The 25,589-nt window shown below is 70.1% G+C and carries 16 protein-coding genes; 9 read left to right on the forward strand and 7 right to left on the reverse strand.

Annotated features, from left to right (window positions below; genetic code table 11):
• Positions 1-12 precede the first annotated feature (12 nt).
• Positions 13-1,278 carry a DmpA family aminopeptidase gene (locus MYMAC_RS14165; protein ID WP_095958473.1) on the reverse strand — a complete coding sequence of 422 codons (1,266 nt, stop codon included), beginning with the start codon at positions 1,276-1,278 and terminating at the stop codon, positions 13-15.
• Between the two features lie 288 nt (positions 1,279-1,566).
• On the opposite strand from MYMAC_RS14165, the gene MYMAC_RS14170 reads away from it, so the two are divergent.
• On the forward strand, positions 1,567-2,580 hold the full coding sequence (locus MYMAC_RS14170; RefSeq protein ID WP_239989524.1) for a hypothetical protein: 1,014 nt from the start codon (positions 1,567-1,569) through the stop codon (positions 2,578-2,580).
• Between the two features lie 5 nt (positions 2,581-2,585).
• On the opposite strand, the gene MYMAC_RS14175 is transcribed toward MYMAC_RS14170, so the two are convergent.
• Entirely contained in the window at positions 2,586-3,713 is a 1,128-nt protein-coding gene (locus MYMAC_RS14175) for a hypothetical protein (protein WP_095958475.1), read from the reverse strand.
• A gap of 399 nt (positions 3,714-4,112) precedes the next feature.
• On the opposite strand from MYMAC_RS14175, the gene MYMAC_RS14180 reads away from it, so the two are divergent.
• A complete protein-coding gene (locus MYMAC_RS14180; RefSeq protein WP_095958476.1) occupies positions 4,113-4,712 on the forward strand; it encodes a TetR/AcrR family transcriptional regulator in 600 nt (199 codons plus the stop codon).
• Positions 4,713-4,869: 157 nt separating this feature from the next.
• Here the strand turns inward: MYMAC_RS14180 and MYMAC_RS14185 are convergent, their stop codons facing one another.
• Complete coding sequence (locus tag MYMAC_RS14185; protein WP_013939449.1) at positions 4,870-5,199, reverse strand: hypothetical protein; 330 nt, start codon at positions 5,197-5,199, stop codon at positions 4,870-4,872.
• A 303-nt stretch (positions 5,200-5,502) separates the two neighbouring features.
• Between MYMAC_RS14185 and MYMAC_RS14190 the strand changes: the two genes are divergently transcribed.
• Positions 5,503-6,699: an AI-2E family transporter gene (locus tag MYMAC_RS14190; protein WP_095958477.1), complete on the forward strand. Its 1,197-nt coding sequence runs from the start codon at positions 5,503-5,505 to the stop codon at positions 6,697-6,699.
• A gap of 102 nt (positions 6,700-6,801) precedes the next feature.
• Here the strand turns inward: MYMAC_RS14190 and MYMAC_RS14195 are convergent, their stop codons facing one another.
• The 3 genes from MYMAC_RS14195 to MYMAC_RS14205 all read right to left on the reverse strand — a co-directional run bounded on the left by MYMAC_RS14195 (position 6,802) and on the right by MYMAC_RS14205 (position 12,759).
• Positions 6,802-10,374, reverse strand: coding sequence for an endopeptidase (locus tag MYMAC_RS14195; protein ID WP_095958478.1), 3,573 nt, complete (start codon positions 10,372-10,374; stop codon positions 6,802-6,804).
• Between the two features lie 256 nt (positions 10,375-10,630).
• Positions 10,631-12,133: an ArnT family glycosyltransferase gene (locus MYMAC_RS14200; protein WP_095958479.1), complete on the reverse strand. Its 1,503-nt coding sequence runs from the start codon at positions 12,131-12,133 to the stop codon at positions 10,631-10,633.
• A 62-nt stretch (positions 12,134-12,195) separates the two neighbouring features.
• The gene (locus MYMAC_RS14205) at positions 12,196-12,759 is read right to left on the reverse strand and encodes a ferritin-like domain-containing protein (RefSeq protein WP_013939453.1); all 564 of its coding nucleotides are present in this window, start codon (positions 12,757-12,759) and stop codon (positions 12,196-12,198) included.
• A 270-nt stretch (positions 12,760-13,029) separates the two neighbouring features.
• On the opposite strand from MYMAC_RS14205, the gene MYMAC_RS14210 reads away from it, so the two are divergent.
• The 4 genes from MYMAC_RS14210 (at position 13,030) to MYMAC_RS14225 (ending at position 18,674) form a co-directional block, all read left to right on the forward strand.
• Entirely contained in the window at positions 13,030-14,646 is a 1,617-nt protein-coding gene (locus MYMAC_RS14210) for a xylulokinase (protein ID WP_095958480.1), read from the forward strand.
• Positions 14,647-14,663: 17 nt separating this feature from the next.
• Entirely contained in the window at positions 14,664-16,193 is a 1,530-nt protein-coding gene (locus MYMAC_RS14215; protein WP_095958481.1) for a pyridoxal phosphate-dependent decarboxylase family protein, read from the forward strand.
• A gap of 849 nt (positions 16,194-17,042) precedes the next feature.
• Positions 17,043-17,897 carry a Tox-REase-5 domain-containing protein gene (locus MYMAC_RS38370; RefSeq protein WP_275663281.1) on the forward strand — a complete coding sequence of 285 codons (855 nt, stop codon included), beginning with the start codon at positions 17,043-17,045 and terminating at the stop codon, positions 17,895-17,897.
• 12 nt (positions 17,898-17,909) lie between these two features.
• The gene (locus MYMAC_RS14225; RefSeq protein WP_095958483.1) at positions 17,910-18,674 is read left to right on the forward strand and encodes an immunity 52 family protein; all 765 of its coding nucleotides are present in this window, start codon (positions 17,910-17,912) and stop codon (positions 18,672-18,674) included.
• 144 nt (positions 18,675-18,818) lie between these two features.
• On the opposite strand, the gene MYMAC_RS38795 is transcribed toward MYMAC_RS14225, so the two are convergent.
• Positions 18,819-23,219 (reverse strand): tetratricopeptide repeat protein, encoded by a 4,401-nt coding sequence (locus MYMAC_RS38795; RefSeq protein ID WP_095958484.1) that lies wholly within the window; start codon positions 23,217-23,219, stop codon positions 18,819-18,821.
• 469 nt (positions 23,220-23,688) lie between these two features.
• On the opposite strand from MYMAC_RS38795, the gene MYMAC_RS14235 reads away from it, so the two are divergent.
• A complete protein-coding gene (locus tag MYMAC_RS14235; RefSeq protein ID WP_095958485.1) occupies positions 23,689-25,011 on the forward strand; it encodes an AHH domain-containing protein in 1,323 nt (440 codons plus the stop codon).
• A gap of 3 nt (positions 25,012-25,014) precedes the next feature.
• Positions 25,015-25,584 carry an imm11 family protein gene (locus MYMAC_RS14240; RefSeq protein ID WP_095958486.1) on the forward strand — a complete coding sequence of 190 codons (570 nt, stop codon included), beginning with the start codon at positions 25,015-25,017 and terminating at the stop codon, positions 25,582-25,584.
• Positions 25,585-25,589 lie beyond the last annotated feature (5 nt).

Genomic DNA, 25,589 nt, shown 5'->3' on the forward strand with positions numbered 1-25,589 from the left:
CGCGCGGCGGCGTCACGGCGTGGGCGAGGGCTTCGCCAGCCGGCCGTACTTCTTCATCGCCTGGAGGAGCCGGTCCTGGGGCAGGCCGTAGACGCGGCTGCCCTCCGCGCCCGTCATCGTGTCGGAGGCCAGCATCGAGTTGAGGATGGCCTCCTGCGTGGCCTGGATGGTGGCCTCGAAGAGCGGCGTCATCCGCTCGTTGTCCAGCGCCGAGACGCTGGCCACGGACTTGCCGGCGGGCGGCTTCAGCCGCTGCGTGGAGAAGGCCACGAAGATGTCGCCGGAGGAGTTCGCGCCCAGGCCGCCCATCTTCCCGATGCCCAGCGGCACGCGCTTCGCCAGCCGCTCAAGCTGATGCGGCAGCAGCGGCGCGTCCGTCGCCACCACGACGATGATGGAGCCGGCGCCCTCGGGCGTGCGGGGCTGCGTGGCGCCGCGCGAGGCCGCGCAGGCCGGCAGGTTCTTGAACATGCCGGGGCCGGGCTTCTTGGGCCCGGTGTAGCAGGGGCGCAGGTCGCTGATCTCCTCGCCCACGGGCACACCCTCCACGGTGAAGAGGTGACGCGCGCCGTAGTTGCACTGGAGCAGCACGCCCACGGTGTAGCCGCCCTCTGACTCGGGCAGCTTGCGTGACGCGGTGCCGATGCCCGCCTTGAAGCTGTGGCACACCATGCCCGTGCCGCCGCCCACCGAGCCCTCCGCGACCGGGCCTCCCCTGGCGCCGTCCAGCGCGCGGTGGGTGTGCGCCGCCTTCACGTGGAAGCCATAGATGTCATGGAGCAGGCCGTCCCACGTCTCCGCGACGACGGGCAGCCCCAGCTCCCACTCCAGCCCCCGCTTCATCGCCCAGGAGATGACGGAGTCACGGACGGTGCCCACGTCGTTGGTGTTGGTGAGCATCACGGGACCGGCGAGCTGCCCGGCCTCGGTGAGCCAGTGCGAGCCCGTCATCTCGCCGTTGCCGTTGAGCGAGTAGATGGCGGCGAAGACGTCCTCGGACACGCCGTCCTTGCCCCGGGGCAGCACGGCGGTGACGCCGGTGCGCACCGCGCCCTTGCCTCGTGGGCCCTGGGGGTCTCCCGAAATCAACGTCGTGTGGCCCACCTCCACGCCGGACACGTCGGTGATGGCGTTGTTCGGGCCGGGCTGGCCGCCGAAGGTGATGCCCAGGTCTCGGGCGCGGGGCCTGGCCTGGGGGGACTGCGCTTCCGCGGGTGCGGACCCCAGCGACAGACAAGACACGGCGCCCAGGAGCAGTGAGAGACGGAAGGGGTTCATGGCTCGGCGTCATATCGCGGCCCCGGCAGGGCTGCGCGCGGCGATGCGCGCGAACGGCTGGCGCCTGCCCTTGGCGACCTGCGCCCCGCGAGTCCGGCGGTCCGCGCCATGGGACGGCCGGGCCAGGAAGTGTGCACGGCGCCGCTTCAAGGGCGCGCGAAGGGCGCGCAGTGGGCTGTCGGGCCGAGCGGACCGGTGACAACCCGCTGCGGCCATGCCTGAGGTCCCGCCCCACGAAGCGTGGGGGCGTCCATGGCGAGGAGGGCAAAAGGGCAAAGGTGGCACGCGTTGCTCGGTGGGACGTGGGTGCTGCTGTCACAGGTCGCCCGGGCGGACGGATGGCAGGTGGAGTACGACGCGCCGGTCCCCCTCTTCCTGGACCGCAGCTACATCCTCGACTCGCCCAACCGCATCCGCCGCCAGGGGGCGCCGAACTCGCCGGAGAAGCTCATCTTCGAGGCGCAGGTGGCGCCCAACCTCTTCCTGCCGCAGCTCCATCACGGCGACTTCACGCGGCCCGGTGGTGAGTACTTCCTGTCGCTCATCCTCACCCCGGCGGTGCAGCTCCGCATCATGGACACGCCGAGCGAGCCGGTCATCCCGCCGTCCTTCATCGTGAAGGCGACGTTCCAGGTGGCCCACCTGCGGCCATTGGCGGAGCCCCGCGCGGAGGGCGCTGCGGTGCGGGGGCTGGCGCTGGCGCTCAACGTCATCGCGGCGCACTACTCGAATGGGGAGTCCGGGTGCTTCTACGGAAACCAGACGCGCGGCGAAGATGGGTGCGCGCCGAAGGAAGGGCAACTGCCGTTGAATGAGGTGTCCGGCAGCTTCACCACGAACCTCTTCCGCACGGAGCTCCACGCGCGGCTGGCCTTCGGCGTGGAGCCGGATCTGCGCGGCGCGTGGTCGGTGGGTGGGTTCGCCGCCCTTGAGCTGAACACCTCCATTGGCCCAGGACGCATCACGCGCTCCCAGCGGCGTGTCTACGGTGACGGGCACTGGGCGGCCGGTGTCATGGGCCAGCGCACGTGGAGCAACCACCGCTTCCCGTTGGAGGTGTCCGTGTCACAGCCCTTCGGGGAGGCGCCGTCGCAGCGCGCCACCTGGAAGGCCGAGCTCGGCGCCTACCCCTGGTGGGGCGCGGGCTTCGGCGTCTTCGCGCGGTACGTGAAGGGACAGGACTACTACAACATCCTGTTCCTGGAGCCCGTGGCGCTGTGGCAGTTCGGGCTCGCCTTCGAGCTCAACCCGGGGGCGCGACTCCGAGCGGCCGAGGAGGGCCGGCCGCCCGGGTTCCCTTGAGGGGCTCAGGGCAGGCGCGCGTCCAGCCAGGTCAGGTGCGCATCGACCGTCTCGGCCACCGCCTGGGCCTGGTTCGACGCGCTGGGGTCCGTGTAGGGATTGCCAATCTCCTTGTGCTTCCACTTCACCCAGGTCTGCTTGTACCAGCCCCAATCCAGGTTCGTGCCCGTCGAGGGCGGCGTGCTGCCCGCGTAGCCGGAGAAGGCGCGGATGCCCGTGGCCGGCGCGACCTCCTGGCCGCCCACCACGTGGAAGATGTGGAGCCTGCCGCGGCGGGGGAACTGGGCCGTCAGGTTCGTGGCCCACGCGCCATAGAAGGTGCCCCAGGGCCGCACGGGGTTGTTGATCTTGCTGTCGAAGGTCCCCAGCTCACCCTGGCTGTTGCGGCAGACGCCGTCGAATGACGACACGTAGAGGTCGATGCCGTCGAGCGCCGTGTTCGCGCGGAGCGCCTGCGCCAGCCGCATCATCAAGCATCCGCCGCGCGAGCTGCCCGCCAAGTAGATGGCGCGCGTCTCAGGACGGACCTGCGCCTGGAGCCAGCCCGAGAAGCCATTCACGATGCGCTGCTTCGTGTCACTGTCGAACAGGTGGTCGAAGTTGTTGTCGTTGACGACGGAGAGGTACGTCTTCCCGCTGGGAAACCACCCCAGGGCGCGCAGCTTCATGGCCAGTGAACGGCCATCCAGGCTCACGTTGGGACAGGAGACGCTGTTGCAGGAGGTGTCCCAGTTGGAGGCCTGCCCGGTGACGCCGCTGGAGTGGCCGCTGCTCGAAATCTTCTGGCCCGCGGACATGATGACCAGGGCCTCGCGCACGGCGGGCGCGTCCACCTCCGCGATGCGGATGTTGTGGAGCGTCCCGTCGGAGGCGCCCGCCGCGCGGAACTGCTCGAAGCCCGCCGCCGCTTGATAGACGCCCGAGCCGTCCCTGTAGACGACGCGGCGGGACACCACCGTCTGGCTGCCGCCACTGGGGTAGCTCAGCGCCTGGGCCTGGGCTTCCGTCGTGTCACCGGGCTCGGCTTCGAGCGTGCCCGGCTCGCCTCCGCAGCCCACGACGGCACCTGTGAGCAGCAGGGCCAGGTTCAACCTGGAGAAGACACGACGCGCGACGCTTCGGGTGCGGACCATGGTGTGTGCTCCGAGGGCGGAGGGTGGTGCGGCAGCTCGCCCTGGGCGCGCCCCCTGGGGCCCAGGGCGAAAGGGCGGCGCATCCGGCATGTCGGGCAAGCCTGTTGGTCCAGGCGAGGATGTCGCTCCAAGGACTGGAGGAATAGCAGCCGGTGCGCGTCGTGTCATGGCCCGTGCCGCCGGGAACCGCGACCTTGAGCCGGATATGGATGGGGTCGTCTGGCATTGGCGCGGAGCGCCGGCCCACGCCAGCCGCGGCACATCAAAGACATGGTTCGAGCCCCACGCGCCACGGGCCCGGCGCGGGCGAGCGGCCCCGCACCCAGCAGCGCGCCTCGTCGGGACGGCCTACCTGCGCTAGGTTCGGCTTCGGGCTTGATGTTTCAGGGGTTTGAAGGGATGGGGACCAAGGAACAGGAGGCCCGGGAGCGCATTCTCCGGGCGACCATCGTGTGTATCGGCCGGGACGGGCTGGATGCGACGGGCATCCGGGAGATCGCGCGCGAGGCGCAGGTGAACAGCGCCGCCATCAGCTACTACTTCCGGAGCAAGGAGAAGCTGGTGGCCCTGGCGCTGGAGGCCACGCTGGACCAGGCCTTCGGGAATGTCCTGGAGGACTTCGACCGGCTCCGGGCAGAGGGGCTGGGCATCCGGGAGGCCTTCGAGGCGCTGCTCGAGGACCTCATGTGCAACTCCTTGCGCTACCCACACATCGTACACGCGCACTTCCATGACGTGCTGGCCCACCAGCGCTACGACGGCTCCTCGATCCAGCGTCTCAACGCGTTCCTGGCCGAGCTGGCGGGGCGCCTGGCTCCGGCGACGACACACCTGCCGGAGCACCGGCTGCGGCTGGCGCTGACGCAGGTCTGGGCGTCGCTGAGCCTGCTGTCGATGATGCCCCGGCTGTTCGACCCGTTCATCCTGCTGGACTTCGAAACGCTGGAGACGCGGCGCGCCTGGGTGCAGCAGGCCTCGAGGCTGCTCTTCGTGCCTTGAGGCCCGCGCCATATGGCGTCTGTCAGAACGCCGTGCCGTCCGCGCGCAGCCGTTGGTGGCGGCACAAACCGTCCAGCCGGAGCTGTCCACGGGTTTCAGACAGACAGCACGTCCCCCAAGTCAGACGCGCGTCGCACGCGCCCTGGGCGCCGCCAGCTCACACCGGGACTTCGAGGTTCATCGACAGGCCCGCCTCGAACTCGGGGGCCTGCCGAAGCCGCTCCAGGACGATGCGGGTGCAGTGGAGCGTGACGAGTGGAATCGTCCCCGGCTCGCTGATCCACCGGACCGCGTCCATCAGGTGGTGGGCTTTGAGGAACGCCAGCACGGCGTCCCAGAAGCGGCGACCCTCGTCGAGCGCGGACTGGTAGGCGGCCCGGCGGTCCGGGGCCGCGGTCGGGGTGGCACCGGCGCCGCGCTTCTTGCGAGGCAGCGGCCGATACGGCGCGGCGCTCTGACGGGGCATGACGATGGCTTCAATCCACATCGCGTCACCCTCCACACTCCGGGTCCTCGGGTGGGTCTGGAGATTATCGGACAGGGCGCGTGCAGGTTGCGCGGCCTCCGGCTCGCACTCAAGGGTGGGGCGCGTTCGCCCCCATGGCATGCGTTGGCCTTGAAGAGGGCGGGGCCCGCCCACGCTCCAGACGTCCTTTCGAGCGCATGCCTGGTTGCCTGCTATGCGCCAGCCGCGCCAACCGTTGGAAGTTGCAGGACCTTGTGTCAGCTGACGTGGCGCCGCGCTGCGGGCCGCCTGCCGTCCGGACAACCACATCCTACCTTGTGCGGCATGAAGGCATCTCGCCGGCAGCTCCCCGTCTATGTGCCGCCGCGAACGGTCTGGATCGTTGGGACCCAGGTCCTGCTCCTGATTTTGTGCTGGGTCGCGCTCCGGGCGCTGTACCCCGTGCTCACGCTGCTGGCCGTCGTGATGTTGCTGTCCATCGCGTTGAGTCCGCTGGTGCGGCGGCTGACGCAGTGGGGGCTTCCTCGCGGCGCGGGTGTGGCCGTCGTGGCGCTGGCGCTCCTGGGGATGATGGGCGTGCTGGTGGGCTCGCTGGTGCCCATGCTCGTCAACCAGCTCCAGGGGCTGGTGCAGACGATGCCCGCCACGCTGGAGCGGCTGGCGCAGTCCCGCTGGGTGGAGGAGCTGAGCGCGCGGTACGGCGTGCAGGTCCACGCGGAGGACCTCATCCGCTTCGAGCCCTCGGACATCGCGGGCCGCATCATCAACGTCCTGTCATCCACGCTGGGCCTGGTCGCGGGCGGCATCACCGTGGTGGTGCTCACGGTGTTCAGCCTGCTGTTCGGTGAGGACCTCTACGAGAGCGCCCTCCAGTGGGTCTCACCGCGCCGTCAGCCGCGTGTCCGGCTGCTGGTGTCCCGGATGCGCAAGGCCGTGGCCAACTATCTGGCGGGGACGCTGCTGGTGATGACCATTGGCGGCACGGTCGCCGCCACCGTGGCGCTCATCCAGGGCGTGCCGTACTTCCTGCCGCTGGGGCTGATGGTGATGCTGATGGGCGTCATCCCCTACCTTGGCAGCATCCTCAGCGCGGTGCTGGTGGGCATCATCACGCTGGCCACGCTGAGCCTCAAGGACGCGCTCATCGCGGTGGCCGTCTTCATCGTGTATCAGCAGGTGGAGTCCAACGTGCTGAGCCCCATGATTCAGCGCCGGGCCATCCGGATGAACCCGCTGCTCATCTCCATCGTGGTGCTGTGTGGCGGCGCGCTCGCGGGCTTGCCTGGCGTGGTCCTGGCGGTGCCCCTGGCCGCCGCGGCGCAGGTGCTGGTGCAGGAGGTGCTGGGCCTGCGCCAGGAGGCGTGGCAGCGCAGCCACCGGCAGGAGGTCACCCGGCGGGAGCCGGGCCGGGGCGCGGTGGAGGAAGGGCTGCTGTTCGCCGGCCCCATGGCGGCGCAGCGCCCGCCCGCGAAGTCACGGCAGGAGCCGCCAGCGCCTCCAGCGCATCCGGAGTCCCACTGAAGGGCGGCCCCGGGTGAAGAAGCAGCGGGGCCTCCGGACCGCATCCCGGAGGCCCCGCGGAGTGCCGCCGCCGTCACGCGCGGTGACGGCGGGGGAGGGGGCTCAGCGCGACGCCTGCGTCGAGCGTCCCTGCACGCCGCGCGCCTTCTCCGGCGCCGCGGAGGCCACCGCGGCCGCCACGCCGAAGACGAGGTCGTCCCGGTCGTTGAAGCTGCCGGAGGTGCACGCGCTCGCGGTGCCGCCGTAGCGGAACTGCGCGCGGATGGCGTGGGTGCCCGCCGTCGCGCCCAGGTTGAAGGTGTGCGTGAAGGTCCGCGCGCCGCTGCCCGTGCAGGCCACGTTCGTCGTCAGCGCCGCCCACGAAGGCGCCGAGGCGTTGGTGGCGTAGTACAGGTCGAAGCGGTCCGAGGTGCCCCAGCACCACACCGTCACCTCGGCCGTCACCTGCTTGCCGACGGAGAAGGCGCCGTGGTCCGTGGTCCGGAGGACGACCCGGTCCACGCTCTCGTCGTTCCGGAAGGTGCCGGAGTTTCCGTCCGTGCAGGTGCTGCCGAGGGTGTTGGGCGCGTTGGGCTCGACGCCGCCGGACATGGTGCCGCGGCCCACGACGAGCGTCGGCCCGGTGTCGCAGCCGCACACGTTGCCGCAGGACGGTGCCCGCAGCGTGCTGTTGTAGGTGGCGAACACGGGCGTGCAGATGTTGGTGGTGGTGAAGCTGCGCGCGGCGCTGTAGGCGCTGGTGCCGCAGGAGTCCGCCGCCCGCGCGCGCCAGTAGTAGGCCGTGCTGCTGCTCAGCGAGGGCGTCACCGTCCACGCGCTGGACGCCAGCGCGGTCGCCGAGCGGACCACGTTGGTGAAGGCCGCGTCGGTGGCGACCTGCACCTCGTAGGTGGCGGCGCTGGGCACGTCGCTCCAGTCGAGCGCCGCGGACGTGGCGACGCCGGTGGCGCCGTTGGCGGGGGTGCTCAGCGTGGGCGCCGCCAGCGGGACGCAGCCGCGCGTGGTGAAGGAGCGCGCCGCGGACCAGGTGCCCACGCCGCCGCAGGAGTTGTTCGCGCGCGCGCGCCAGTAGAACTGCGAGCTGGTGGGCAGGGGCGGGCTCACCGTCCAGGTGCTGGCCGTCAGCGCGGTGGCCGTGCGGACCACGTTGGTGAAGGCCGCGTCGGTGGCGACCTGCACCTCATACGTGGAGGCGCCGGACACGTCGTTCCAGTCCAGCACCGCCGCCAGCTCCACGCCGGTGGCGCCGCCGGAGGGCGAGGCGAGCACCGCCGTGCCAGGCGCGGCGCAGACGGGCGTGGTGCAGGTGCAGGCGCTGGCCGCGCCGTAGCACGCGCTGGAGGACGCCGGGACGATGGAGTAGCAGTACTGCCGGCCGTTGGCGACCTCGCCGTCCGTGTACGTGGTGCCGGTGACGGTGGCGACCTTCGCCTTGCCGAAGTCACAGCCCGCGAAGCCCTCCGTCTTCATCACCCAGTACTCGCTGGCGCCCGCCGAAGCGTTCCAGCTCAGGCTGACCTGCCCGTCACCCGGGGTGGCGGTGGTGTTGGCCGGCGCCGCGGTGGGGCCGGCGGCGCAGCCACCGTTCGTCACCGTCGGCGTGGAGCACGCGATGCGGTGCCGGTTGTACGCCGCGTAGATGGCGGACATGTGCGGCGTGCCGTTCGCCAGGTTGCCGTCGTCGTCGTCCGCCGCCAGCCACTGCATGTAGCCGTTGGTGGCGCCGCAGCCGTCCGACGTGCCCGCGGAGCAGTTGCAGGCGTGCCAGGTGCCCACGTTGCCGCTGCCCTGGTAGAACGTCTTGTTGCCGATGATGAACGCCGTGTTGGAGTCGTAGTTGAACGGCGGCGCCGTCAAGTCCCGGGTGACGAAGTCCCAGGCCGCCTGACGCACGGGCGAGGCCGCGCAGTGGACCTGGCGGCTGCACGGGCCGGAGCCGGAGCTGCACATGGGGCACACGAAGTTCTGTGGGGTGGCGGGGATGTTGGGCACGCTGGCGGCCCAGTCCGCGTCACGCACGCCGGAGCACTTCGTGTTGCACCACGACTGGCCGGAGACCTGCGCCTCCTGCTGGTTGTAGCCCGTGCCGTCCGGCGTCAGACCGCAGCCGGTGTTGACCGTCTGGAAGAAGCCGTAGCCCACGCAGGACGTCTGCAGGCGGTAGATGGCCGCGATGTCCGCGTAGCCCTCCGACGAGTTGCTGAGCGAGCCGTTGGCGTCGAAGTCGTCGATGCCGTGGCCCCACTCGTGGTCGAACACGGCGCCAATCTCGCCGGTGTTCCGGCAGCCGCCGCCGCTCCGGTAGAAGTTCACCGAGGAGCCGTTCCAGAAGGCGTTGCAGGTGCTGTTGAGGTTGACGTTGGAGAGGAGCTGGCCCTGCAGCCAGGTGTTGGTGGGCAGCCACCCGCGGGCCTGCTCGGCCAGCTTGTTCAGCTCGTAGAAGCTGGAGCGGGACGCGGCGGTGTTGCCCGGGGACGTGCCGGCCGGCACGGTGCAGTCGTGGTCGTTGTTCACCCCGCCCAGGTTGAGGTTGCCGCTGGTGGAGCTGACGTTGATGGCGCCGCAGTTGTCGTTGATGCGGACGTACTTGCCCGCCAGCGTGGTGGTGACGGTGCCGGAGCTGTAGTTGACGATGCCCGCGCCGTCCGTGAAGTTGTTGGGCGCCGCCAGGCCGGTGTTGGCCCAGGGCATGGGCGAGTTCGGCTGCATGGTGCCGCACGTCTCGTTGGAGGTGCAGGTGCCGATGTTGGTGGACGGATAGATGCCGCCCTTCATCTGCGCGTCGAAGTAGTGGTTGTCGTCCTCCACGGCGAGCACCTCGCCGGTGTGGGCGTCCACCGTCGTCTTCCAGCGCTCGTCGCCCGTCCCCTCGGAGAAGCCGTAGGTGTACACGAGCCGGTGCTCGTATCCGGTGCCCACGGCGCCGTTGAAGGACTCACCCTGGAGCGCCACGGGGGCAATCTCCAGCGTGGGCTGCTGCCACAGCGTCTGCGGGCTGGTGGCCAGCCCCACGAAGCCGTTGCCGGACACGAGCGCGTCCTGCGGCGCCAGCCGGGCCCGCGTGTCGATGCGCACGTTGGCCCAGGCCTCGGTGCCCAGGAGGATGAGGTTGCCGTGGCTGATGGTGGCCGCGATGCGCGCGTGGCGCACCGGCGTGCCGTTGACCTGCTGGGGGATGTGGACCTGGATGAGGTTGTCGTTGACGAACGTCACCCGGGGGCTGCCCATCTGCATCAGGTCGACGTTGAAGGCGGCCTGGTTGTCCGCGATGAACTTGAAGATGAGGTCGGCGATGGCGGCCTCGTCCACCTTCGGGATGGAGCGGCCAATGGACTCGCGCACCTGGTCGATGGTGACCTTGTTGTTGTAGCCGGTGCCCGGGATGAGGGGGATGGTGCCCTGCACCGCGGTGGGCGTGCCGGTGCGCGGGTCGACGTAGACGTTGAAGTCGCGCCCGTTGCGCTTGAAGAAGTCATCCCAGGCGTCGGCACCCAGCGAATGCATCCGCTGGCGGGCCTGCTGCAAGGGCAGGTTCTGGATGGGCAGGTACAACTCTGGCTTGAAGAAGGCCTTGTCGGCGACGGCGCTCTGCCCCTTGTCAGGTGGCTTGAAGGCCCAGGTCGCCGTGGCCAGGAGCAGGACGAGACATGCTGCTGACACCCGTGTGTGGCGCATGCGTTTCTCCTCTGCGGACCCGCGGGGACATGTCCTCGCGGTGGCTCCTTCACGGAGCTCGTCAACGCCCATACCGGGTGCCAGAAGAAACCTGAATACGCCGAAAATCTTTCCCTATTCCCGAAGAAAGTTTTGCAAGAAAAACAAGGACTCGCACTGTTCACTGTCGGTGTGTCTGTCGTTCGGGGTGCCGCCCGTGCCGGGAGACGTCGTGCTGTCTGGTTGAAAGATTTGAAAGGCAATGCGCCTGGGGCCTTCAACCTGGCCAGATGCGAACCCAGTCATCCTGGATGAGCTTGCCGCTGGAGTGGTCGGTGCTTCCGCTGGCCATGAAGCGACGGGGGGCGGTCAGCGCGAGCAGCCCCGCCTCCACCCAGAAGAGGAGCAGGGCCGCGGCGGCGATGGCGGGCAGCCGGGCGGCCCACTTCGACGCCTGGGCACGCGAGGCGAGCACCAGGAAGGGGAGCAGCAGCAGGGGGATGAGCGCGGGGAAGACGGCGAGCAGGCCGCGCGTGTAGCCGAAGAAGGCGACGGTGATGAGGGCCCGGTGCAGCAGCACCGCCGTGAAGAGCGCGAAGGGGCGCCAGGCGGGGCGCAGGGACAGCGCGGCCCCGGCGAGCAGCAGCAGGGTGAGGGGCCACTTGAGCCACGCGGCCTCTGGCACGAAGACGTCCACGGGGGCCCGGTTGCCGTGAAGCCCCGAGGGCAGGTTGGACGCGCCCAGGCCCAGGCGGAAGCCGTCCAGCCAGCGGTCCAGCTTGGCGCCCCACAGGCGCGCCGCGTCCGCGGGGTGGGCTTTCATCCACGCGAGGCCCTCCGCATAGCCGTGCAGCAGCAGGTGCCGCTGCGAGGGATTGGCCACGTCCAGGAAGCCCTCCTGGCCCGCCTGGTTGACGCTGTCCGGGGTGAAGCCGCCGGTGGCCGCGGCGTGGTTGGCCATGGCGAAGTTGATGGGGCCGTAGACGGTGATGGGGGCCAGCACCGGCAGCGGCTCCAGGTGTGGCGTGCGGGCGTTGAGCTCCCGGAGGACGCGCGCGTTGTGGACCGCCCAGGGGGCCAGGACGACGGCGGTGGTCAGCAGCGCCGCGCCCCAGCGAGGGGCCAGCGTCCGCCAGGGTGTGGCGCCGCGGTACAGCCACGCCCAGGCGAGGAGGAAGGGCCAGAGGTACAGGTGCTCGGCGCGGGTGAGCGAGCCCAGGCCCATGACGGCGCCCAGCAGCACGGCGCCCGTCCACGTGGGGCCGGCGCGGTGCTGGAGCATTAGCGCGCAGGTGGCGGACAGGAAGAGGACGTAGAGGACCTCGTTGCTGTAGGTGGTGGACAGCACCAGCCAGCCGAAGCTGCACGCGAAGAGGGCCGCGCCCAGGAGGCTCCAGCCCGTGCCCAGCACCTTGCGCCACCACCACCCGGTGAAGGCGACCGTGGCCGCGTTCAGCAGCGCCAGCGCGAGCTTGTACGGGTAGGCGCTGCCCTGGGGCGGGCCCAGCACGCGGTAGAGCAGGCCCAGGAGCCAGGGGAACAGGGGCGGGTGATAGGGCAGGGCGGCGGGGCCCTCGTGTCCTCGCGCCAGGTCGACCGCGTAGGCATGGAAGAAGCGCGTGTCGCCGTAGAAGAAGATGGAGAAGGGCCAGGTGCGGTCGGGCGCCGCCTGGAGGTACAGCCAGCGCAGCAGCAGGCTGAGGCTGAACGTCAGGGCGGCGCCCAGGGCCACCGGGTGCCGCCGACACAGCTCGCTCACTGCGGTGAAGCGCCCGCGCATGTCACCCCCGCTCGTGCGGCCCTGCACCTTAGCCAGACGCGAGCGCGGCGGCCAGGCGGCGCTCAGCTCCTCAGGGGCGGCCTGCCCTGGTGCGCCACGAGCAGGTCATGCATGTCATTGGCATGCTCCTCCTCCTTGGAGAGGATGTCCTCCAGCATCCGGCGCGTCGTCGGGTCATGGCTGGCGAAGTAGCGCACCATCTCCTGGTACGTCTGGATGGCGATGCGCTCGGCGATGAGGTTCTCCTTGATCATGTCCACCAGGTTCTGCCCCTCGGCATACTGGCTGGCGCTGCGTGACAGCAGCCCTTCCGGGTTGAAGTCCGCCTTGCCGCCGAGCTGGTTGATGCGCTCGGCGATCCTCAGCGCGTGCTGCTGCTCCTCGCGGGCGTGCTCCCCGAACTCATCCTTCACGGCCTCGCTGTGGATGCCCACCGCGGCGATGTAGTGATAGGTGTAGCGCAGCACACAGACGATCTCCGTCGCCAGCGCGTCGTTGAGCAGCTTGATGGTGGCGTTGACGTCACCCTCGTAGTCCTCGGTGATGGCGCCTTCCTCCAGGTGCTCCCGGGCGCGGCGGCGAATCTCGGTGATGTCCGTGAGGAAGGGCTGCTGGACTTCGGCCATGGTGGTCCCCCTGTGGTGGGCCCCGCGGTTGCTGTCGGCTGCCCGCGCGAGCGCGGGACGGGGGCCTGGCGCAAAGGTAGGAAGCGTCGTGCGCGCCGAAGCCACCCACGGGAGGAACAGTCCGCCACCATGCCCCGGGGGCGTGCGAGGGCACGGAGACTTCTTCCGGGCTTTCAGAAAAACGACGAACTTCCGCGCGTCGGTGGCAGGCTGCGCGCGTTCGTTTCCTAGACTCGGCCGCCGCGGCAGTCGCCCGCCCGGTCTGACGGGATGCCCGGCACGGAGGGAAGCGTGTCCCACGCAGGTGAGCAGTCCATCCTGGCCATCGACCTGGGGACGTCCGCCGTCAAGGTGGCGGCTGTCACGCTCAGGGGCCGGATTCTTGGCGGCGACGTGGAGCCGCTGGAGCTGTCCCTGCTCCCGGACGGGGGCGCCGAGCAGCAGCCGGAGGCGTGGTGGCGCGCCATCGTCCTGGCGACGCGGCGCCTGCTGGCCTCCGGGGCCGTGCGCGCCGAGGACGTCATCGGCATCAACTGCAGCTCACAGTGGTCTGGCACCGTCGCGGTGGACGAGGCCGGCGCGCCGGTGTGCCCCGCGCTCATCTGGATGGACTCGCGAGGCGCCCCGGACGTGAAGCGCGCCGTGGATGGCTTCCCCTCCGTGGAGGGCTACAGCGTCGGCCGCCTGCTGACGTGGATTCGTCTGTCGGGCGGCGTGCCGAGCCTGTCGGGCAAGGACCCGGTGGGCCACATCCTCTACCTGCGGCGCGAGCGCCCGGATGTGTACCGCCGGACATACAAGTTCCTGGAGCCGAAGGACTGGCTCAACCTGAGGCTGAGCGGCCGCTGCGTTGCCTCCCATGACTCCATCACCCTGCACTGGGTGACGGACAACCGCTCGCTGGACCGCATCGCCTACGACGACCGGCTGCTGCGGCTCGCGGGGTTGGAGCGCGAGAAGCTCCCGGACCTGGTGCCCGCCTCCACGGTGCTGGCGCCCATCGCGCCGCGGGCCGCCAGCGAGCTGGGGCTGCGCGAGGACGTGCAGGTGGTGACGGGCGCGCCGGACATCCTCGCCGCCGCGGTGGGCTCCGGCGCGGTGGGGGACTTCGAGCCGCACCTGTGCGTGGGCACGTCGTCGTGGCTGTGCTGCCACGTGCCCTACAAGAAGACGGACGTCTTCCATCAGATGGCGTCGCTGCCGTCGGCGTTGCCCGGGCGCTACCTGCTGGCCAACGAACAGGAGTCCGCGGGCATCTGCCTCACCTTCCTCAAGGACAACATCCTCTACGGCAAGGACTCGGAGGCGGGGATGGACGGCGACGCGCCGGACCTGTACCGGGTGATGGAGGCGCAGGCGGGGAACGTCCCGGCGGGGAGTGACCAGCTCATCTTCCTGCCGTGGCTCAACGGCGAGCGCAGCCCGGTGGATGACAAGTCCCTGCGGGGTGGCTTCTTCAACCAGTCGTTGAAGACGACGCGGGCGCACATGGTCCGGGCGGTGATGGAGGGCGTGGCCTACAACTCGCGCTGGCTCTTCACGTACGTGGAGCGGTTCGTGGGCCGGCGGCTGGAGTCGCTGCGCATCATCGGCGGCGGGGCCCGCTCCGCGCTGTGGTGCCAGATTCACGCGGACGTGCTGGGCCGCGCGGTGCAGCAGGTGGACGAGCCGGTGCTGGCCAACGCGCGAGGCGCCGCGTTCCAGGCCGCGGTGGCGCTGGGCCAGTTGACGGTGGAGGAGATTCCGTCGCTGGTGCCCGTGGCTCGTACGTTCCAGCCGGATTCGAAGAACGCGGCGCTCTACGACGAGCTGTTCCGCGAGTTCGTCAACATCTACAAACACAACAAGGCCATCTTCGCGCGGCTCAACCGCGCGCGAAGCGCCTGAACCCCGAGGAGTCCGCCATGGCACTTCCAGACCTGAAGGCGCTGAGTCTGCTCAACCACGTCCCGCCGCGGCTCCTGTCCGCGGCGGAGCGCTACCTCAAGGCCGTCCCTGGCGTGAAGGGGCTGCTCAACCGGGAGACGGGCACGCTGCTCTCCGAGCTGGAGAGCGGCCTCAAGCCCTACCGCGGGAAGATGCAGTCGTTCGACCACCTGCCGCCGACGGGGCGCTCGCGCGACGACGTGCTGCGGGAGCTCCAGGCGCTGGAGTCCCAGGAGGAGTCTCGCTGGCGGGAGGGCCGCGTGTCTGGTGGCGTGTACAACGGCGACGCGGAGCACATCGCGTTCCTCAACCGTGTCTATGCGCTGCATTCGCAGAGCAACCCGCTGCACGCGGACCTGTGGCCCAGCGCCACCAAGTTCGAGGCGGAGGTGGTGGCGATGACGGCCAGCATGCTCGGCGCGGACGTGGCGAACGCGGGCGTGCCGGAGGAGGCGCGCATCTGCGGCGCCATGTCGTCCGGTGGCACCGAGAGCATCATGCTGGCGATGAAGACGTACCGGGACTGGGCCCGGGAGACCCAGGGCATCACCAGGCCGGAGATGGTGGCCCCCGCCAGCGCGCACCCGGCCTTCGACAAGGCGGCGCACTACTTCGGCATCAAGATGGTGCGGGTGCCGGTGGGCCCGGACTACCGCGCGGACGTGGCCGCCATGCGCAAGGCGGTGAACCGCAACACCATCGTCCTCATCGGCTCGGCGCCGGGCTTTCCGCACGGGGTCATCGACCCCATCGAGGCGCTGTCCGAGCTGGCGCGCAAGAAGCGCATCGGCTTCCACACCGACGCGTGCCTGGGCGGCTTCGTGCTGCCCTTCGCCAAGAAGCTGGGCTACGACGTGCCGCCCTTCGACTTCCGGCTGCCGGGCGTGACGTCCATCTCCGTGGACACGCACAAGTTCGGCTACGCGGCCAAGGGCTCCTCGGTGGTGCTGTACCGGGGCACGGAGCTGCGTTCGCATCAGTACTTCACGGCGACGGACTGGCCCGGTGGCATCTACTTCTCGCCCACCTTCTCTGGCAGCCGGCCGGGGGCGCTCATCGCCTCGGCGTGGGCCGCGCTGGTGTGCATGGGGGAGCAGGGCTACCTGAACGCCACCCGCCACATCCTGGAGACGGCGGCGGCCATCAAGCAGGGCATCCGTGACATTCCCGAGCTGCACGTGCTGGGCGACCCGCTGTTCGTGATTGCCTTTGGTTCCGAGTCCCTGGACATCTTCCAGGTGATGGAGCGGATGAGCGAGCACGGGTGGAACCTCAATGGCTTGCACAAGCCGTCCGCCGTGCACCTGTGCGTCACGCTGCGCCAGACGCAGCCGGGGGTCGCGGAGCAGTTCCTGACCGATCTGCGCGACGCCGTGGACTACGTGAAGTCCCACCCGAGCGCGAAGGGGACGATGGCGCCCGTGTATGGCATGGCCGCCTCCGTGCCCTTCCGCGGGCTGGTGAGTGACTTGCTCAAGAAGTACATGGATTTGCTGTACAAGGTTTGAGGAGGGCCGGGCACAGCCGTGAGGCCCGCGCCCCGTGGTTCATGGGGCGCGGGCCCGGTGCACTTCCCCTGGTCATTGTCAGACATGAATGCCAGCATCGCCGCTGCTTGCCTTCCCATGAGGGAAGGGCGGGGGTGAGGAATGCGTGCTGGCCTTTGGGTGGTGGGCGTCGCCTTGCTCGTCACGGGCTGCGCCGGGGTTGACGCGTCGACTCGCGGAAACGCGCTCCAGCAGGGTGGGGCGCTCCCTGGTGAACGCTGGACCGCTTCGAGCGAGGACCCCGAACGCGGACAGGTGGTCGGAGCGGTTGACACCCCGTCCAGGCAACCGCTTCATCGACGCCACCCCCGCCGGGACGTGGTGCTCCTCGGAGGGGCCCGTGGGAAGGGGGATGGGTTCGGCATCCTGCTGCGCAGCGCGGGACTCGAAGCGCGGGACGCGCGTCTCATTCCCGGCAGCTCCCTCAGTCCGGCTCAAGCGGCGCGGCTCCTCGGGGCGCTGTGGAGGCGGGACGTCACGCTGGGCCAATTCCCGGCGCGACTCGCGGTGGGCTTCATGCTGCGGGAGGTGTTGGCCAGGGGCGAGGTGTCAAGGGCGGAGCTGGAGCGCAGGGTGGCGCGCTTCCGTCATGTCGCGGTGCTCCGGCCTGACGGGTACCTCGCGTGGGTTCGCAGCGGTCGGACCCAACAAAGGGTTGCGCCCGTTGAGTGGCGGAACGGTGCCTTCCGGGCCCATGGCTTCGAGTTGGGGCGCTTCTACGATGGGCGGACGGGCGTCTTCCGGCTGCTGAATGACGATTTGCGGGAGGAGAGCGGGTTTCCCCTGGCGGACGTCCACGATGACGCGGACGTGCTCAGCCGCACGCTGGATGGGGCGGAGGAGGCCTTCGTCGGGCTCGCCCTCGCGGTGGGGAGGTTCTTCTCAACGTCGCCGGCGGACAACGTCAGGGCACTCCGGGAGCTGCCCGCCGCGGTGGTGGCGTTGCTGGAGTCGTCCCCCGAGTACCTGGCGCGCTTCCGGTACATGACCCGGGGCGAGCAGGTGCAGGCTGTCTCCAGACTGGCGACGAACCTCATCGCCACCTGGGGGACGGTGTCGGCCGCGACGCGAACGTTGGAGGGGACAGCCCTCGCCTCGGCGGAAGTGCCCGTGCTCGCGTTGTCCGTCCAGGGCACTGCCGCGGTGCGAATCGTGGCGGCGCCCGTGGGACGTGCGGCGGCGGTGCTGAGCGGCGGGCCCGGAGCGGCCATCATCCTTCAGCGGGCAGGCGCCACCGCCAATGAGGGGGCGCCGTCAAAGGGGCCCGGCCAGTGGGGCTCGGCGAGGGAGGTCCTGAATCCCCGCGCTCGCCGGTATCAGGAACAAATCACGGGGCATAAAGCGGACGAGGCATACTGGGTCGGTGGTGTTGGCAAGGACAGCGGAGGCGTGAAGTTCGACGGCTTCGAGAACGGCGTACTGCTGGAGGCGAAGGGTCCGGGCTACGCAAAGTTCTTCGAGGGCTTGGAGCCCAAGGCGTGGTTCCGGAACTCCGGTGCAAAGGGGCTCGTTGATCAAGCAGTGCGCCAGAGCAGAAAGGTTCGGAGCATGGGGATTCCAGTGCGGTGGCATGTCGCGGAGAAGGCGGCCGCCGATGCCTTCCGTGAACTCTTCAAGAACGCTCGGGTGGAGGGCATTGAGGTCGTCCACACCCCCGCGCTCTAGGGAAACAGCCCCATGAGCATGAAGCCAGAGCCGGAGACCTATCCTGATTCCTACTTCGCCGGGGCCTACTGGGGGCCGCGCAAGGAGTCGGCCGAGGAGTGCGCCCGTCGCACAGTGAGGTTCCTCAATCTCCTGGCCGAGTGCGATCCATTCCTTGGCCAATGGTACAAGCCCGCCAGGTCGCGTAAGGACGCGCGAAAGCACAGCCTCATGCCCCCCAACGTGTCGACGTTCGCCGAGATGTTCCGGCGAGGCGTCAACCGGGAGGAGGGGGGGGACATCTTCGAGGACTTGGGCTTCAGCTTCTGGTTCGACAACGGCGGGCCCGTCCGCGATTGCGCGGCTTTGCGCATCCACTGCGGTGGCTACGCCGAAGCGACCTCCAACTCGTGCTTCTTGTCGCTCCCCAGCCAGGGGGAGAACGCGGAGCGGCTGTTCAATCTCCCCACCCTGGCCTGCGTGGTTCGCAGCATGGCCATTGCTTGGGAACCCGATTGGGTCGCCGCCATGTCTCGCACGCATCGGGATCTGGACGATAAGGACGCCAAGGCGGACATGTGGCTGGGCTGGGTGACGTATCTCTCACGTCATCGAGGCACGGTGCCGCCGCTGCCCGCTCCAGTACGAATCGAACCCGTGGAGGACAGGGGGGCCCTGATCATCCTGACTCCGGAGCGCTTCACGGTCGGCAACCAGGACCACGTGGCATTGGCGCGGCAGGTGCGAGCGCTGCTGACTCGAGCGGAGCTGTTGAAGCCGTTCCAGGCCCGAACGTAGGAACAGAAGTGACCGGAGTCGTGTAGCCGTTCAGGGGGGATAGGTGGTGTCGACGGCAAACAAGTGCTGCCACACCACCGCGCCGGGTGCGTGCTGAAGGCGAGGCGCTCCGCTCCGCCTCCAGCCCTGGCGCCGGCCCTCGGGTCAGCGGGGCTCCGTGCCTCCCTCCCGCGTCGCGGCGAGAATCTCCTTGACGATGTCGGTGGAGGAGCCGCGCCGAGCTGCCTGCTCGGCGTAGCGCCGGGCCTCGTCGCGTTGGCCCAGCTTCCAGTGCGCTTCGGCGATGTTCGACAGAATCGCGTGCGACATCGCCGGGTCGCCCGCCGTGCCCGTGGCGGTGTCCACCGACACCTCGTTGGCGGTGAAGGCCTTGTGGAACCAGTCGAGCGCCTCGGCGGTGCGGCCCAGCGCCTCGAGCGCCGCGCCCTTCAGGTTGAGCAGCCGCGCCCGCCCCACCTCGTCGCACGCGGCCCGAAGCGCCGGCTCGAGCCGCTCCAGCGCCGCCGTCGGGTCGCCCCGCTCGAGCCACGCGACGCGCGCGTCGAAGAAGAGGACCTGCCCATCCTCGGGCGCCTCGGCCAGCGCGGCGTCGGCCACGCGGCGCGCCTCGTCCAGCCGCGTGGCCTTCACCAGGGACCAGCCGAACTGCAGCCGCGCCAGCCGCGCCAGCCTCGTCACCTCGGCGTGGCGCCCCTCACTGGACTCGCCCGTGGCGAGCGCGCTCCCCAGCGCCTGGGCCCGAGCGTCGCCGCGCAGCACGCTCTGGTACAGCACCTGGAACGCCAGCTCCGCGTCGCCCGTCCGTGAGCGCGCCGGCAGCACCTCATGCAGCCGCGGCAGCAGCCCACGTGACTCCCACAGCGGCCACGCGAGCGTGAAGAAGTGCTGCCAGCCGGCGCGGCTCTTCTCCAGAGGCACGTCGGCGGGCCACAGGGGGCCGTCACCCTCCATCGCGGTGGCGATGCGCCGCGCCACCCACAGCCTCACCGCGCTCGCGGGCGCGTCCTGCTCCTCGTCAGCGAAGAGGCTCGCGGCGAAGTCGTCGTCACTGGCGCGCGCGCGGTTGCCCTTCTCCACCACCTGCGCGTCGGGAGTCCAGCCGCTGCGCACCAGGGGCACCAGCAGCGCTTCGGCGCCCTCCAGCCGCTCGAGCGCGGCCAGCAGTTCGCCGCGCAGGCGCTCGAGGCGGGTCTCTCCCATGGCGGCCAGCACCTTCACCGGCACGTCGTCGTGAGCCTCCAGCGAGCCGAGGTAGCGGCCGAGTTGCGGCACCGCCGCGTCCTCGTCGACGCGGCCCAGGGCCTCCCTCGCCGCGAGCGCGTGGTAGGCGTCCTCGGAGTCCAGGAGCGCCTCCAGCCGGGCGCGGGCCCCGGCGTGGCCGCGCTTCGCCAGGGCTCTCAGCCCGGGGAGCCCCTCGTCGAGGTCGCGGGCGGCCACGGTGAGCCACGCGCGCGCGCAGCCCTCCGGGTCGACGTCGAGCAGCTCTCGCGTGATCCTGCCCGCCGCGGCGAGGCCCTCCTCCTCGAACAGGGCAAGGACCTCGGCGCGGAAGGCCGCGTCGCGCCGCGCGCGCGCCACCAGGTTCGGGAGCGCGGCGTACCAGCGCGGGGCGCTCAGCACCTCCCGCAGGGAGCGCTCGGCCCGCGCGGAGCCTGCCGCGCGCATCGGCCCCGCGTCGCCCCCGCCGGCGACGATGTCGACGATTTCGAGACGCTCGTCGGTGTCGAGCGCGAAGAACAGGGTGCGCGCGGAGGCGCGGCCCGCGAAGGCCCGGGCGGCCTCATGGAGGTACGCCCGGCAGGCGCGGAGCCGCTCCTGCATGGCGAGCTGCGTCCACGCGTCGTCGAGGGCGCGGGCCTGCTGCGCCTCGGCCTCCGAGAGGGGCGTGGCCCCCGGGGGCGCCGCGCGCTCGCCTGGCGCCTCGAAGGTCAGCCGCTCGTTGTTCTCATAGCCGATGGACACCACGCTGCACGGCGGCTGGCCGCGCAGCCCGGCCCAGCCGTCGAACCACTGCAGCACCACGCCGCCCAGCGGCGCCCGGGTCCCATCCTCCGCCGGCACGCCCTCCTGCCTCAGCGCCTCCATGCGGGTGTCCAGCCACTCGCGCAGCCGCGGGACGTGGGCTGCGACGCGCGCACGGAGCGCCGCCGCGTCGAACGGCAGCGGTGACAGCGCCAGCACCCGCTCCCGGGTGACGGCGGTGGCGTGCCCCGCCCGCAGGGAGATGGCGGTGGGCTCGAGCCGGTGGCCGTCGGGCCCCAGCGTCATCACCTCGCGCGCCGTCTCGCCCAGCACCTCCACCACGCGGCCGCGGGCGGCGAAGGCCAGCGGCGCCGCGTCGCTGGTGGCCACCAGGGGCGAGGGGCCGACGTGCACCTTCCGCGTGCACCGCGGCGTGTCGCCCAGCTCCACCAGCCAGACCCACTCGTCGTCCGTCAGCGCCGCGGTGCCCTCTCCCGTGTGCAGCAGCTCGGGCGCGTTCTTCCACTGCCGCAGGGGCACGGGGCGCGACGGCTCGCTCACGTCGAAGAGCGTCAGGTTCGCCCCGGCGGCCACCAGCAGCCGCCCGGCGCCGGTGAAGCCGAGCTGGCTGATGCGACGCCCGCCGGGGAGGGCGAGCGGGGCGAGCCACACGAGCGCGGCATCGTCGACGCGGTAGAGGTTGACGATGGCGCCGCTGGCGCAGGCCAGCAGCGTGCCGTGCGCGGCCATGGGCCCGTCACCCGCCGAGGGGCGGTGGACCGTCGCGCGCGTTTGGCCCGCCGCGTCGAGCAGCACGAGCGTCGAGCCCACCGAGGCCACGACGCCGGCGGGCAGCGCGGCGAGGCCGTCAATTTCGGAGGGGAAGGTGGCCAGCCGCCGCGCGTCGCCGCCGGCGGGGTGCTCGAAGAGCGCTCCCTTCGCGTCCGCCACCCACCAGCCGTCGGGGCGCTCCAGGGCCGTCCCCAGGCGCGGAGCGTCCTCCGCCTCGTCATCGCCTTCGAGCGGCGCGGCCAGCACCCGCGTCGCCGGCTCCACCGGGAGCGCGCGGGCCTCCCCGAGCTCGAGCTCCTCGGCGGGGAGCCGCTGACAGGCCTCGCGGCTGGCGCGCACCGCCGCCTCGAAGGCCTGGTGGGTCCGCAGCACGGGCAGCAGCTCCCGCGCCGCCCCGACGTGGGCCAGCAGGTGCCCGCGGACCCCGTCGGCGAGCGCCTCGCGCAGCGTGGCGGAGGCCTTCGGGGCGTCGCTTCGCAGCTCGAGGAGCGCGCGGGCCGCCAGCGCGTTTCCATCCGTGCGGTCGGCGACGAGGGCCAGCGCCTCGCCGACGCGCCCGAGGCTCCCCAGCGCCAGCGCGCGCTCCGCGTGCGCGTCGTCCTCCTTGGCCACGCGCAGCACATCTTCCCAGCGGCCGAGGCCGGTGAGCGCGCGGACCTCAATCCAGGACCAGCGGTCCTTCCCCGAGAGCAGGCCGACGTGCGCCAGCGCGGACGCCCAGTCGGAGGCGTCGAGCGCGGTCGTCGCGAGCTCGCGGTGGATGGCGGCGCGCGTCTGCGCGGGCAGCTCGAGCCCGCTGATGAGCGCCCAGACGCGCTCGGAGCCCAGGGCTCGCGAGAGGCTGGTGACGTAGTCGAGCTGCTCCTGCGGCTGGGGGCGCTCGGCGAGGGAGGCCGCGAGCGCCGCGGCGTCGGCGGGCAGCCGGGGGGAGGCCCCGCCGTCGGCATCGAGCTTGCCGCTGGCCGCGAAGAAGGCGCTCAAGGCGGCGAGGGTGTCGTGGTGTCCGGGGCCTCCCGCCTCGGGGTGGGTGTGGCCGGGGCTGAACGTCACATCGAAGTCCTCGCCCTCGAAGCGCACGGCCAGCTCGTGCTCGTCGCGAACCTCGTGGGCGCGGATGACCTGGGCGTGGGTCCAGGTGCGGATGGAGGGGGGGCCTTCCTCAGCGCCCTCGCCCTCCGGGTAGAAGAAGACGACCTGGTCGCCCTCGAGCGAGGCGTGCGGGTAGGCGCTGCCGTAGCCGTGCTCCTTCCTGTGCTCGCGCAGCGGCCACAGCGGGGCGCCGCGCGGGTGGCAGAAGGCGACCAACTGCGCCTCGGAGGCGCCAGTCGAGACGAAGACGCCGACGGGCTGGTGGAAGCGGCCGGCCAGCCGCTGCGTGCCGAGCTCGATGGCGCTGGCCACCAGGGCGCGGTGGAGTTCGAGCCACCATGCCCGGAACGAGGCGTCGCGCGTCGCGTCCTCGAACTGAAGCGGCGGAGTCGGCGTCCAGCCACGGGGCGCCGGGAGCGAGCGCTCCCCGCGCGCGAGGGTGTCGAGCGTGTCGAGCCAGGGGGTCAGCGAGACGAACCCGGCGGCCTCCGAGGGGTCGTCCGCGTAGGGGTAGCTCGCCCACTCGACGCCGAGCCAGACGCCCAGGCGCAGCCGGTCGGGCGTGGGGGCGAGGACGATGGTGCGCAACTCCTCGGCGGGGACGTCATTGTCGAGGCGCGCCTCGATGAGGGCCGCGAGCTCCGCGGGCCAGTCGGACGCGAACTCCGGGAGCCGGGCGTGGTGCAGTGCGCGAGGTGTCATGAGGAGACACTACCCTCACTCGCCCCGTCCCCCTCATGGAAGAACGCAGCTCCGCCGAGGACTCCCGCGTGGGCCGCGGGTCGTCGGCCACACCGGGCGGCAGACTCCTCCGCGCCGAGTGCCGGTCGGCGCACAGGTCCAGGTCCTCCTGGCAGGCGGCGATGCACCGGGTCCGCTTCGCGACGGTGCGCTGCGAGCGTTGTAAGGACGAACTGCTCGTCGCCTTCTTGAGCAAGGGGCGAGGGGGGCGCAGGAATGATCCTCGGGTTTGGCACGGGGCGGCGTGCCCTGCGGTTCGCGGCGCAGTTCGTCGGGCTGCCGTGTTGGTCCGTCCTGGGGGCGGTAGAGGCCGGTGATGCAATAGAATTGCAAGGTTCCCATTGGTCTCGTAGGACCATGGAGATTGTCAGACGTGGTTGCTATGTGGCCCTTTGCTTGCCGATGTCCTGGCGACTGGCCTGGGGGCTATATGAGAGCTTTAGGAATTGCTGCACTGTTGCTGCTTGCGAGCGGGTGCGCATCGACTCGCGTCGTGTATCTGAACACTGGGCGCGGAGAGCCAATCGCCTTCACCCCGGTTGAGTCCGATCCTGTCGAGATTGGCAAAGACGCATTCAATCGTGCTGTCGCGCAGCTCGTGCTCGACATGCGGCTCGACGTCGCATTCCGCGAGGTTGAGGAGGACGGTCGCGGCTCGTTGCTCGCGTCTTCCGGAGGGCTCGTTGACGGCGCGCAAGGCAGGTCCGTCCCTTCGGCATACGAGCGCATTTGTCAGCGGCAGGACGAGCCCCATAGCTGCCTGAGCATGCTTGCCGGAGGGTTTTCGCTGGGCCCTTCGGAGCGGCGGATGCTCGCGCTCTACTTCGCGCTCGACACGGTGTGGGAGGGCGTCGAGGACGCGATTCGCGACATGGTGAATCCTGCCGCCCTGAGAGCGATGGTTACGACGATGATTGGGACGGCGCTCGTGATGTTGGTCGCGCCCGAGCCCATCACGAAGGTCATCGCGATTGCCCTGACGGCCTCTCTCATTGCCTACCTTGGGACGGGGCCGGTGTGGAATCTCGGGCAGGGGTTCCTGCGCTTGCTCGACGAGTCTCGGGACGCGGCGGGCTTCGCGGACCTGGAGAGGGCAGGGCATCGCTTTGGGAAGGTGTTGGGAGACAATGGGGCCCGCGTCCTGGTGTTGGTGGCGCTGTCCGCGCTGGGAGGGAAGAGCGCGATGGCGGCACAGGGACCGAAGATGCCGGGCTTCGCCCAGGCGGCTTCCCGGGCGCAGCTTGAGGGGGGCTTCCAGTTAGCGGGTGCGCTGGCCGGTGAGGTTCAGGCCGTCTCGATTTCGTCGGCTGGGGTGCTGAACGTGACGCTCGCACCGACGGCGGTCGCCGCAGTCGCGTTGGGCGCTGGCGAAGGCGCTGGGGCTGCGGTGGGAGTTGTTGACGGGATCCGGGGTGACCCCGATGGCAAGGTTCATCACATCTGCACGGATAAGAACACTGTTTCCGATGCGACCGGTGGCCCGTGGACGCCGCTCTTTCAGGACATTTTCAGCCGAGCTAGGATGAGTCTCAATGACAACGCGAATCTCGTGCGAATCAGAGGGCACAAGGGGCCTCATCCTCAGAAGTATCACGAGGAGGTGCTTGCGCGCATTGACGATGCTACACGTGGATGTCGGGGCGTTGAAAAGTGTCGAGCTGCGCTCGTTGGGGCGTTAGGGAAGATTGCCAGGGACCTGATGAGCCCGGGCTCCAAGCTGAGGAAGCTAATCACCAAAGGTGCCGAGGACTAAGCTGTGAAGCGACGCTTTTTCAATTTGAAGATCGACGTCTCTGTTCCGGGGCGTTGGTATTTTGCGGACCCGACGAACAGCATGGGTGGAGAGGTTGAAGATATTTGGCAGTTTACCGAAGGGGTTTCTGTAGACTTGCATGAGAGACTGCGCATACCGATTTCCCGTGCTGGAAGCGCATTGGACTTCACGACAGCAGGGGCCGGCCGGACGCCTATCGTCAGTGCTCGGGCTGCCTCAGTATTTCGGGAGATGGCACCTTTCGATGTGCAGCTCTTTCCCGTGGATGTCGAAGGAGAATCGAAGCCCTACTTCTTGCTCAATGTGGCTCGAACGATTCGCTGCATTGATGATGCTGCATGCGAGGAGGTTCAAATCCGAACCGCAGATGAGCACACAGAGCGAGTAGGTGAATACCAATCGGTCATGGGGCTTCGGATTGATAAGTCAAAGGTGGGGGATGCGCGTGTGTTCCGGACATGGGGGTGGCACTCGCCGATCATCGTCGACGAGGAGATCAAGGATGCCCTCGAAGCCAACGGCATCTTTGGCGGCAAGTTTGATGAGGTCTAAACCAC

Origin of the sequence: Corallococcus macrosporus DSM 14697 (genome assembly GCF_002305895.1) — a bacterium.
Taxonomy (GTDB): Bacteria; Myxococcota; Myxococcia; order Myxococcales; family Myxococcaceae; genus Myxococcus; species Myxococcus macrosporus.